General features: G+C 37.1%; 7 protein-coding genes. 5 read left to right on the forward strand and 2 right to left on the reverse strand.

Annotated features, from left to right (window positions below; genetic code table 11):
* The first annotated feature begins 181 nt into the window (after nucleotides 1–181).
* From LQ201_RS13060 to LQ201_RS13080, 5 genes are all read left to right on the forward strand, one after another.
* Nucleotides 182–3,499, forward strand: coding sequence for a DUF4175 family protein (locus tag LQ201_RS13060; protein WP_230142963.1), 3,318 nt, complete (start codon nucleotides 182–184; stop codon nucleotides 3,497–3,499).
* Nucleotides 3,500–3,687: 188 nt separating this feature from the next.
* Entirely contained in the window at nucleotides 3,688–4,125 is a 438-nt protein-coding gene (gene ybeY, locus LQ201_RS13065; protein WP_230142964.1) for an rRNA maturation RNase YbeY, read from the forward strand.
* Between the two features lie 751 nt (nucleotides 4,126–4,876).
* Nucleotides 4,877–6,739: an ABC-F family ATP-binding cassette domain-containing protein gene (locus tag LQ201_RS13070; RefSeq protein WP_230142965.1), complete on the forward strand. Its 1,863-nt coding sequence runs from the start codon at nucleotides 4,877–4,879 to the stop codon at nucleotides 6,737–6,739.
* A gap of 146 nt (nucleotides 6,740–6,885) precedes the next feature.
* Entirely contained in the window at nucleotides 6,886–8,748 is a 1,863-nt protein-coding gene (gene mnmG / locus LQ201_RS13075; RefSeq protein ID WP_230142966.1) for a tRNA uridine-5-carboxymethylaminomethyl(34) synthesis enzyme MnmG, read from the forward strand.
* A gap of 121 nt (nucleotides 8,749–8,869) precedes the next feature.
* Nucleotides 8,870–10,510, forward strand: a complete 1,641-nt coding sequence (locus LQ201_RS13080; RefSeq protein ID WP_230142967.1) for an Ig-like domain-containing protein — start codon at nucleotides 8,870–8,872, stop codon at nucleotides 10,508–10,510.
* A gap of 93 nt (nucleotides 10,511–10,603) precedes the next feature.
* On the opposite strand, the gene LQ201_RS13085 is transcribed toward LQ201_RS13080, so the two are convergent.
* Nucleotides 10,604–11,116, reverse strand: coding sequence for a gamma carbonic anhydrase family protein (locus LQ201_RS13085; protein ID WP_230142968.1), 513 nt, complete (start codon nucleotides 11,114–11,116; stop codon nucleotides 10,604–10,606).
* Nucleotides 11,117–11,215: 99 nt separating this feature from the next.
* Entirely contained in the window at nucleotides 11,216–12,802 is a 1,587-nt protein-coding gene (nadB, locus tag LQ201_RS13090; protein ID WP_230142969.1) for an L-aspartate oxidase, read from the reverse strand.
* Between the last annotated feature and the right edge of the window lie 50 nt (nucleotides 12,803–12,852).

Consider the following 12,852-nt stretch of genomic DNA (forward strand, 5'->3'; position numbering starts at 1 on the left):
GAATCGGCCTCAAAGCATCTGATCAAACGTTTGTCTTATTTTTACCATTTTCATTATTTTGATGGAATTTCGATAAAAAACCAGCAAATAATCAGAATTGATAACCGATTTGAAATAAACACGTTATGCTAATATCAGATTTCTTTCAATTGATTAGAACTATTTTTACATTTACGGTGATATGGTGAGCAATAACTACAGCGATTTATTACGGAAGATAGATGAGTTTATCCGCAAATTTTACCTGAATAAAATTTTGCGCGGGAGTATTTATGCCGCTGCCATACTTTTAGGCCTATATCTCCTAGTTTTTTTGAGTCTTTATTACCTCAATCCAACCGCTGGTTTTAAAACCTTTGTATTTTTTGCTTATTTACTTGTTGGGGCCTTACTTGTTGGCTTTCTAATTATCAAACCATTACTTTCAATGCTCAAATTGGGCAAACACCTTACTTTCGACGAAGCATCGGTTATCATCGGAAATCACTTTTCCGATATTAAGGATAAATTGCTCAACACCTTACAACTTCACCGCCTTTCTGAAAATCATCCTAATAATAATCAGCTCATTATTGCCAGTATCGATCAGAAAATATTGGAGCTCAAACCTGTCCCCTTTTACACGGCCATTAGCATTAACGATAACCGGAAGTATTTAAAATATCTTTTTGTTCCCCTTTCTATTATTCTGTTAATTGCCATTATCGCACCTGCTATTTTGCGCGAGGGCACAAACAGTTTTTTTAAGTACGATGAATACATTGCACCTAAAGCACCTTTCAGTTTCACAGTTTTGAATAAGAGTTTAACCGTTACCCAAGGTGATGATTTAACACTAAACGTTAAACTGGCCGGTGATGAACTTCCTGCCGAAATTTACGTTGAAGACGGCAAAAACACCTATAAACTCGAAAAAGAGAACATCAGTAAGTTTAATTATAACATCAAAAATATACAGAGCGATAAAAAATTAATTTTTAAAGGGGGGGGCTTTAGCTCAGCTGTGTTTACAATTTCGGTTAAACCACGCCCTGAACTACTAAATGCAACCGCCACTTTAAATTACCCTGCTTATCTGGGCAAAAAACAAGAACTGATTGCCAATGTTGGCGATATGCTTCTACCCGAAGGCACAAAAGTTACCTGGAACTTTAAAACCGGCCAGAGCAACTCCCTGCTGTTTATTTTAAATGGGACCGAAAATGTTTTAAAAGTTGAGGACAATGAATCGGCCTTTAATACTACCATCAGGAATAATTCAAAATATAGCATCACACCTAAAAACCAATATGTTACGCTCAGAGATTCTTTGTCGCATCAAATCACGGTTGTTAAAGATCAATCTCCTAGTATTTCTGTTGAAGAAAAATCAGATTCGGTAAGTAACAAGGCCTTGTATTTCAGCGGTCAGGTTACTGATGATTATGGTTTTAGCCGCTTAAGTTTTAAATACAATATAAAAGAAAATAACCGCATTGTGGGTACAGTTACCAAAAATATTGCCATTAAAAGCAATGCGACAGAAAATAGCTTTTTCTATTTCTGGGATTTAAAAACTGCGGCTGCCAAACCTGGTCAGGAAATTGAATATTATTTCGAAGTAGCCGATAACGACGGTGTAAATGGCGCAAAAGTTACCCGATCTGAAATCAAAACCTTTAAACAGCCTACTAAAAAAGAAACTGCCGAACAGGTAAATGCAAGCAACCAGGCTTTAAAACAAAAAATGCAATCGGCCATACGCCTGGCCAATACCATCGAAAAAGAAAGTAAAAAGGTGGCCGAAAGCCTCATCGATAAAAAACAGATATCTTTCGAAGATAAAAAACAGATTGAAGCCCTTTTAGACAAACAAAAACAGCTTGATGAGGCTGTAAAAGAAATAAAAGAGCAGAACGATAAAAATATCCAGCAACAGGAAGACCAAAAGCAAACTGAAGAGCTCCTAGAAAAACAGAAACAGATTAAAGACCTGTTTGATAATGTGCTTGATGAAAAAACAAAAGAACTTTTGCAAAAGCTGCAAAACCTGATGAATGAGAAAAATAAGGACCAAACGCAGAATGAGCTCTCGAAAATGCAACTGGACAATAAAACCCTTAAAAATGAACTCGACAGGATTCTAGAACTCTACAAACAATTAGAATTTGAACAAAACCTTCAAACCGATATCGATCGGCTAAATGAACTGGCTAAAGAACAAAAGGAACTTGCTGAACAAACCAAAGACAAAAAACAAGATAATGAATCGTTAAAGCAGAAACAGGATGCGCTTAACAAGGAAATGAAAGACCTGAAAGACGATCTAAAAAAGCTGCAAGAAAAAAATCAGTCGCTTGAAAGGCCCAATCCTTTCGAAAATCCTGAAAAAGATGTGCAGGATATACAAAAAGAACAGCAGGACAGTAAAGATGCTTTAGATAAAAAGGATTCGAAAAATGCAAGCCAGAAACAACAAAAAGCTGGCGAGCAGATGGAAAAGTTATCTAAAAAAATGAGCGATATGCAGCAGCAGGGTGAAGAAATGGAAAACAACCTGAACGCCAAGGAGTTGCGACACCTCTTGGAAAACTTATTGACCACTTCTTTTGATCAGGAAAAAGTAATGCTTGCTTTAAAGAAAATGACCGCGGCAGATCCTTCTTATACCAGTAACGTTCAGAAACAGCGCAGCATTAAAGATAACCTTAAAACTATCGCCGATAGCTTATACAGTTTAAGCAAGCGCGTTCCGCAGATAGAATCGACAGTTAACGAGGAGATGAACAAGATCAATTTCAACCTGGATAAAAGTTTGGAAAGTTTGGGTGATAGAAGAACCCCTGAGGCTAACCGTTTTCAGCAGTTTACCATGACTTCTATCAATAATCTAACCTTGATGTTGAGTGAGGCCTTGAGTCAGCTCCAAAATATGCAGAAAAACGGTAAGGGCGGTAGTGGAAAGAAACAAAAACAAGGGATGAAGCAGCTTTCGCAGATGCAGGAACAGTTAAACAAAAGCATGCAAAAGGCTCGTGAGCAAATGCAAAAATCGGGAGATAATCAAGGTAAAGTTGGCAAAGGACAAATGAGCCAGGAGTTTGGTAAGATGGCCCAGCAACAACAAATGATCCGTCAGGCGCTCGAAAAGATCAACCGTGAAGAGAACAAAGATGGCACAGGTAAAATGGGTAATCTAAATGAAGCCATTAAAGAAATGAAACAGACAGAGAGCGATCTGGTTAACAAACGTTTGCAACAAGAAACCTTAAACAGGCAAAAAGACCTTTTAACAAAGTTATTAGAAGCAGAAAAAGCCGAACGCGATCAGGAAGAAGACGCTAAACGGGAAAGTAAAGCAGCTAAAGAGTTCCCTCCATCCTATCAAAAAATGGTCGATCAGTTTAAAAAACAGCAACAAAACGGTAATGATATGCTGCAAAAACTGCCTCCAAGCTTAAATTATTACTATAAAAACAAGATCGCTGAGTATTTGAAGTCGTTAAATATGGAACGATGATGTTAGGCGTTGAGTCACCCTGACGTAAATCGACCCGTCATTTCGAGCGGAACACAGTGGAGTCGAGAAATCTTTTAACCTTGCCTACAATCTTTTTAATTAAAGATCTCTCAATTCCGTTGCACTCCAGTCGAGATGACGGCAACTATTGGAATATTTCTTAAATTTGCAGCCTTAAACACCACAATATGCCTGCAATATCATTTTTCACAGAATCAGTTAGCTATAGTCTTCCTCAGAAACTTAAGGTAAAGAAGTGGATTAAAACTACGATTGAAAAAGAAGGCTTTAAATTGCAGGAACTTAATTTCATTTTCTGTAGTGACGAATACCTGTTGGGCATCAACCAACAATATTTAAACCATGATACTTATACCGATATCATTACTTTCGATAATTCTGAAGAAGAAAAACAGATTGTAAGCGATATTTTCATCAGTATTGAGCGCGTTAAAGAAAACGCCAAAACCTTCAAAACACTGGAATTTGATGAGGTTTGCCGCATTATGATCCATGGCACGCTCCATTTACTGGGTTACAAAGACAAAGGAAAAGCTGCCAAAAGCCTCATGACGCAGAAAGAAGATGAATATTTAAGCTATAGAGCAGAAGTTGGCCTAATCTAAGTTTCTCTTTAGCCACACATTTTATTCATTTTCAGGTTATCTACTAGCTTTTTATATTTTGCATGGCAGAACCAACTGACCACAGCAAATGACCCCCTTATATTTAACTTCCATTGAAGTAAACCATTGCTTGCCTTTTATAATGCATAAATCTCGGAGTTTAAACAGGCTTTGTTCGGGTAACATTGTCACAACTTCGTCTTTAGTCCGAACCAACTCCGAACCAAACCCGTCTTAATTGTTAATTTCTCCATAAATTTTTTGCCAGTTCTTTCAATCAGACTTCCCAGTATACATTTAACAGGTAATTTTAAATCTATTGTTACCATTTGTTTTGCACACCTTCTGGCCCTTAGCCCCGTTCGTCTAACAGTTACGGGCGTTCGTCGACAATTAGACTATACTGGTATAATACACCGAGATTCTCTGCAACATTTCTAATCAACCGCAGTCTTATATTCAAAAAAGAACAATTACATAATGTACTGGAATTTACATCCAGGCATTATCAAGATAAAGTTTAGTTTTAGTTAATGATTGAAGCAGCGGTGGAGCGAGTCCGACCGCTGTTTTCTTTTACCGAAATAATGCAACTAATAACAAATGAACTACTGAACAGATAACCCAATGCATCAATATTCTGCCATTTTTAGCTGATACAGAAGCCCTTTACAATTTGATTATGCCGTTCCAAATATTTTATACTTACTTTTGCACTAATTTTCCTTTATAAATCCGAAATACAAAAAAATTGAGCACACTAATTGCGGCAGAAGGCTTAGGTCATGGTTATCATGACGAATGGCTATTTAAAAATTTAACCTTAGGTATTAACTCTGGTCAGCGCGTGGCGTTGGTTGGAATTAATGGTGCGGGTAAGAGTACACTTTTGAAATTATTGGCAGAAAGGTTCCCTCCGCTCGAAGGTAAAATTGTAAAAAATAAAGCTGTTAAAATCGGTTTTCTCGATCAGGAACCACAATTTACTGAAGGTTTTTCTATTAGCGACCACATATTCTCTCTTGAGAATAAACAACAACAGTTAATTAAGGAATATGAAGAATTAATTGAAGACCCTAATCCAGACGAAAAAACGCTTAATCGTTTATATGAAGAATTAAGTGAACACAATGCCTGGGAATATGAACATGAGATTAAAACCATTTTAAACAGAATGGGCATTACTCATCTTCAACAGAAAATATCTACCCTATCTGGCGGACAAAAGAAACGTTTGGCCCTGGCTAAGCTTTTAATTGAAGATCCAGAAATTCTGGTGCTTGATGAACCGACCAACCATTTGGATATCGATACCATTGAATGGCTGGAGAAATTATTAACTACCGGACAGAAAACAATTTTACTCGTTACCCACGATAGGTACTTTTTGGATAACGTTTGCAATACCATTGTTGAATTAGATCGAGGAAAAATTTTCAACTATAATGGGAACTACGCTTATTATTTAGAGAAGAAATCGGAAAGAGAAGCTTTAGACGCAACGGTTTTACATAAGAACCAACAGCTATTAAAGAAAGAATTGGAGTGGATGAGACGCATGCCACAGGCCCGCGGAACTAAATCTAACGCCAGAATCAATGCTTTTTACGATTTAGAGGAAAAATCAAAGAAAAAGTCTGATAATCAGAGTATTAACCTCCAAATGAAGATGTCTCGTCAAGGCGGGAAGATTATTGAGATCGAACATATTAAAAAAGCATTTGATGGCCGTCCGATCATCAACGACTTTAGTTATACCTTTAAAAAAGGAGACAGAATTGGCTTAGCAGGAAAGAATGGTACAGGTAAATCTACTTTGCTAAATATCATTACAAGTCAATTAAAGCCGGATGCTGGTAAAGTTGATACTGGAGATACAACCGTTTTTGGTTATTACAAACAAGGTGGTTTAACTTTCGACCCAAAGGAAAGGGTAATTGATATTGTAAAATCGGATGCTGAATATATTAAGATGGCTGACGGTTCAGTGATTACGGCTTCTGCCCTCTTAACCTTATTTCTCTTCCCGCCGAAGAAACAACATGGCATGGTAGAGAAATTAAGTGGTGGTGAAAAGAAACGTTTGAACTTGATGAAGGTCTTGATGCAAAATCCAAACTTTTTAATTTTGGATGAGCCGACTAACGATCTTGACATCGATACCCTGAACGTTCTTGAAGAATTTTTAGAGAACTTCCCAGGTATATTAATGCTGGTTTCTCACGACAGATACCTGCTTGATAAAATGAGCGATCAACTATTTATCATGGAAGGCGAAGGTGTAGTTAAAATTTATAACGGCAATTATTCAGAGTATCGTTTAAGTTTAGAGCAACCAAAAGTAAAAGCAGAAACCAAGAAAACACCTGCTCCTGTTGTAGAACAAACACCTATTAAAGCAGTAAAAAAACTAAGTTTCAAGGAGCAAAAAGAATTAGAAGAGAGTGAAAAAGGCATCGCTGAAACAGAAAAAAAAATAGCTTCACTTAACGAAAGCCTGGTTAAAATTGATGCAGCCGACTATGTAAAAATTCAGGAAGTTTCCAGCGAGATAGAATTGCTTCAGGCAAAACTTGACGAGTTAACCATGCGTTGGCTCGAACTTTCAGAATAACCAAAGTATAATTGAAAGATGTTTTCCACGTTATGTTTCACGTGGAACATCAAACAATCGCCGTACTGAAATTATTTTTAGCACGACGTAATATTAGGATAAAAACCAATTGTTCCACGTGGAACATTACAGAAATATAAAATAAAATGTTTTCAAAATACGATTTGATTGTTGTTGGTGCTGGTCATGCAGGCTGTGAAGCTGCTGCTGCTGCTGCCAATTTAGGATCATCTGTTTTATTAATAACAATGAATATGGGCACTATTGCCCAGATGAGTTGTAACCCTGCCATGGGTGGTGTAGCTAAAGGACAGATTGTTCGTGAGGTTGATGCCATGGGCGGATATTCAGGGATTATCTCTGATAAATCGACTATTCAATTTAGAATGCTCAACAAATCAAAGGGACCTGCTATGTGGAGCCCAAGAGCGCAAATTGACAGAATGCGTTTTGCAGAAGAATGGCGCTTAGCATTGGAAAGAACACCTAACCTTGATATATGGCAAGACAGTGTAGTTGGACTGTTGGTAAAAGACAATACGGTATATGGCGTTAAAACATCCTTAGGTATCGAGATAGAAAGTACAGCAGTAGTATTGACCAATGGAACTTTCTTAAACGGTATAATGCATATTGGAGAAAAGAAATTTGGAGGAGGCAGGACTGCCGAAAGAGCATCAACAGGAATTACCGAACAACTGGTAGAACTAGGTATGGAAGCAGGCCGAATGAAAACTGGTACTCCCCCACGCGTGGACGGAAGAAGTTTGGATTACACCAAAATGGAAGAACAATGGGGAGACGAAAACCCAGGTAAATTCTCCTATACGGATACCGAAGTTTCGACAGACCAACGTTGTTGCTGGATCACTTATACCAATGGAGATGTTCATGAAACACTAAAAGAAGGTTTCGAAAAGTCACCAATGTTTACTGGAAGAATTAAAGGTTTAGGCCCGAGATACTGTCCATCAATTGAAGATAAAATTAACCGTTTTGCAGAGCGTGACAGACATCAGATTTTCGTTGAACCTGAAGGATGGAATACTTGTGAAATTTATGTAAACGGATTTTCAACTTCCCTTCCGGAAGATGTACAATTTAAAGCCCTAAGGTTAATACCAGGTTTCGAACAGGCAAAAATGTTCAGACCAGGTTATGCTATCGAATACGATTTCTTCCCACCCACCCAATTGTCTTTAACTTTAGAAACTAAATTGATCAGCAATTTATTTTTAGCAGGACAAATAAATGGAACTACAGGATATGAAGAAGCAGCTTGTCAGGGTTTCATGGCTGGTATAAATGCACACCAAAAAATCACTGATAAACATGAACTGATCATGAAAAGATCTGACAGCTATATTGGTGTCTTAATTGATGACCTGGTAACAAAAGGAACGGAAGAACCTTATCGTATGTTTACATCGAGAGCTGAACATCGTTTGTTATTAAGACAAGATAATGCCGATATCCGTTTATCCCCTATCGGGCACGAACTGGGTTTAATTTCCGATGAACGTTTAGAGAAGGTGAATCAGAAAATTGCAAATGCTGATGCTTTGGTTAAATTCACCAGAAACCAAGGTATCGAAATGAGCGATGCAAATCCAATGCTCGAAAGTTTAGGATCGAGTGTCTTAAATCAAAATGTAAAAATACACAGTTTGGTTGGCAGGCCTCATGTTGGTTTACCCGATCTGATTAAAGTAAGTAAAGCGCTTGCAGAAGCAACAAAAGATTTAGACAATGAAACCATTGAGCAAGCTGAAATCAAAATTAAATATGAAAGTTATTTTGAAAAGGAAAATGAAATTGTAGCCAAAATGCTGAAGATGGAAGACAAGGAAATTAAACCAGATTTCGATTACAATAAAATTGTTTCCATTTCAAAAGAGGCCAGAGAAAAATTATTTAAGATCAAACCACGTACCTTAGGTCAGGCGTCGCGAATTTCAGGCGTTTCACCTTCAGATATATCAGTTTTAATGGTCTATATCAATAAGTAATTGATAATCAATACTTTAACTATTTTAAAACAGACTTAAAATAAAGCGATATAAGCTAAAAAAAAGATTTTTTAATGTTATGGTTCCAAAAAGTATAAAAATTCGTCAGAACGTTTAAAATATGCCAAATTTAAAAGCTCAGTATTTTAACCTTAAAAATTTAGCGGTTGTAACAAGCTTGCTCCTATTTTTTGGTTGTGCAAGTATCCAAACACCGCAAGGTGGGCCAAAAGATACCAAGCCGCCAAAAGTTTTAAGTATGACTCCAAAAAATCAAACGAGGAATTTTAATGCTAAAAAAATTGTAATCGAGTTTGACGAATATTTTAATCTTAAAGATGAGTTTAAAGAATTTTCTATTTCGCCTGATCAGGAAAAACTTCCAGAATTGAAAAAGCGGCAAAAAAGATTAGAAATTAATCTTAAAGATTCTTTAGAAAAAAATACGACCTACACTTTAAATTTTGGAAAATCTGTAGCCGATGTTAATGAAGGAAATGTAGTTAAAAATTTATCCTATGTTTTTTCTACCGGCCCGGAAATAGATTCGTTATCATTAAGCGGCAAGGTAATCAATTCACTAACTGACGAACCGGAGAAGGAAGTTACGGTATTTATTCTGCCTTTAGAAAGAGATACTATTTTTGGAAAAAAACGTCCATCAATATATACCACTACCGATAGTGCCGGAACCTACAAATTAAATAACCTAAGAAAAGGTACTTATAAAGTGTATGCGATTAAAGAAAGTAGCGGAGGTGGCGATAAAATATACCAGCAAATTTCGGATGAGATTGGATTTGTAAAAGAACCTATTGTAATAGATAAAAATATAGAGAACATAGATCTGCAGATATTTAAAGAACTGGCACCTGAATTCCGCGTATTAGACCGAAAATTAAATAACGACGGTAGTATATCAATCATCTTTAATCAACAGCTTAAAAGCCCTAAAATAACCATTACAGATCCACCAGCTGTTGACGTGGGTAAGTTTGTCCATTTTTCTAAAAATAATGATACTGCGAAAATATGGTTGAAGGATTTGAGTTTCGATTCGGTTAAAGTTGCCATACAAGATCAAGGTAAAGTTTTACAGACCTTAAACTTTACCAGGGGTAAAAAAGACACCTATACACGCGAGGTTACTGTTTCTGATAACTTATTGGGCGGCAAGTTAAACCCTTTCCAACAGCTAACGCTAACCTTTCCGTTTCCAATGGCTGCTGCAGATCCATCAAAAATCACACTTTTAGAAGACTCAGTAAAACGGACAACTTTTGAGGTGGTGAAAGACAGTGTAGATTTTCTTAAATATTACATTAAATATCCCTGGAAAAATAAAAGGACTTATGATTTAAAGCTAGCTGCCGGTGCTTTTACTGCTATATTTAACGCTAAAAACAAAGATGTAACCAAACGTTTTTCACTCGAAAGTTCGGACGCTTATACTACCCTGGTATTAAATGTAACTGTTCCAGATACCGCTAAAAGATACGTTGTGCAGTTTCTAAACGAAAAAAAGGACATCATAAAATCTTTTCCCGTCAGCAAAAACTCAAAAGTTACTTTTTCTAAATATCCAGCTGGCAAGTATATGCTCAGGGTAATTTATGATGAGAATAAAAATGGAATCTGGGATACAGGAAATGTAAAAGAAGGATATCAACCCGAAAAAGTTTGGTATTTAAAGGCTTTAATGGATTTAAAACCGAACTGGGAACGTGAAGATCCATTGGTTATCCCTCCGCCAACACCGTAGAAATCGTCATCTCGACTGTAACGCAGTGGAACGGAGAGATCTATCTCGAGAAAGATTTCTCCATTCAGTTTCACTTCAGTCGAAATGACAAACCTAACTCGTAAACCAACCCGAATACATGATATAATTATCAGGCAGTTTATTCAATAAAGCCCTTTGCTCATCAGTAATGGGCTTTATTTTTTTAGCAGGCGTACCCGCATATAAATAACCCGTTTCACAAATGGTATTTTCCAATACCACAGATCCAGCAGCAATAATACAATACTCTTCTATAACAGCATGATCCATTACAATGGCACCCATGCCGATTAAAACATTATCCTGGACCGTACACCCATGTACTATGGCATTGTGCCCCACAGATACCCGGTTACCGATGTGTGTAGAAGCTTTTAAGTACGTTGCATGAATTACTGCACCATCTTGTATGTTTGATTCATTTCCGATTGTAATGGCATTTACATCACCTCTAATCACGGCATTAAACCATACTGAACATTTATCACCTATTATTACATCGCCAACTATTGTGGCATTCTCTGCAATAAAATTGTCTTTTCCAATTTCAGGGTATTTATCTTTTACGGGTAGTATTAAAGGCATAACTCTATTTTGCGTCACCCTGAATTTATTTCAGGGTCTTTTTTAGTATTGTGTATCTGGTATATAGATGCTGAACTAAATTCAGCATGACGATCCACCTTAAAAAACAGTATCTACCAATTCCTTCGCATGTTCAGGATAATCAGTAGTATAATGTAATCCCCTGCTCTCTTTGCGTTGCATGGCAGATTTGATCACCAGATAAGCCGTTTGAATTACATTTCTTAATTCACAAAGTTTAACTGAAACTTTATTCTTTTTATAAAATTCTTCTGTTTCCTGGTAGATTAAAAATAAACGACGATGTGCTCTTTCCAAACGGAAATCAGAACGGACAATACCTACATAATCGCCCATAATCTTTTGCAGCTCCCTCAGGTTATGTGTTACCAATACGTCCTCATTACTTTGTGTAACACCTTTCGAATCCCATTCAGGAATGTGATCTGGAATAATATTATTTCTGAAGTTTTCAATAGCATCCTGGTAAATACGGTGTGCAAAAACCGTGGCTTCTAATAACGAATTGGAAGCCAAACGGTTAGCCCCATGCAAGCCTGTTGAAGAACATTCGCCACAGGCATATAAATTTTTAATTGAAGAGCGACCATATTCATCAACCAGAATGCCACCACACATATAATGAGATGCAGGTGTAACAGGTATATAATCTTTCGTCATATCAATCCCTATTGATAAACATTTGGCATATATATTAGGAAAGTGTTTCAGAATATCTGCTTTCTTGCGCATGGTAATATCAAGGTAAACAAAGTCATCGCCTGATTTCTTCATTTCATTATCTACCGCACGGGCTACTATATCACGTGGTGCTAAAGATTTACGCTCGTCATACTCATGCATAAATTCCTCACCATTCTTCCGTCTTAACACACCACCAAAACCCCTAACAGCTTCTGATATTAAGAACGATGGGTACTCTCCAGGATGATACAAAGCAGTTGGATGGAACTGAATAAACTCCATATTCCTTACTTTTCCTTTTGCACGGTAAACCATTGCCATACCATCGCCTGTTGCAATAACCGGATTTGTTGTGGCCGAATACACATGTCCGGCACCACCCGAAGCCATCACAGTCACATTTGCCACAATCTTTTCCACATCGTTAAGCTCTGTGTTAAAGGCATATACACCATAACAGTTAATATCTTCGGTACGTTTATCAACAAACTCACCCAGGTGATGCTGGGTAATTAACTCCAACGCAAAGTAATGTGTTAATATCTCTATGTTGTTATTCTCATGAATTTCATTCAGCAATACCCGTTCAATCTCGTATCCGGTGATGTCTTTGTAGTGCAAAACACGGTGTTCGGAGTGTCCTCCCTCCTTGGCTAAATCATAGAAACCGGAGTTATCCTTATCGAAGTTTATACCATAATCAATGATCTCCTGAATACGCTGAGGCCCCTCTTTTACAACGATTTCCACAATTTTTTCATCACATAATCCATCGCCGGCAATCAAAGTATCATCGATATGTTTCTCAAAAGAATCACCTTTATCTACTACAACCGCAACACCGCCCTGAGCGTATTTTGTATTCGATTCGTCTTCGTTCGACTTAGTAACGATTAAAACCTTACCAAACTTCGCTGCCTTAAGTGCAAAACTCAAACCCGCTATACCTGAACCAATTACCAGAAAATCTACTTTCCTCATTAATAAAAACATTTACTTTATCCACGATGTTAACAACTAGTTGATAAATG

This window comes from Pedobacter sp. Bi126 (assembly GCF_918698245.1).
In the GTDB taxonomy this organism is placed as follows: domain Bacteria; phylum Bacteroidota; class Bacteroidia; order Sphingobacteriales; family Sphingobacteriaceae; genus Pedobacter.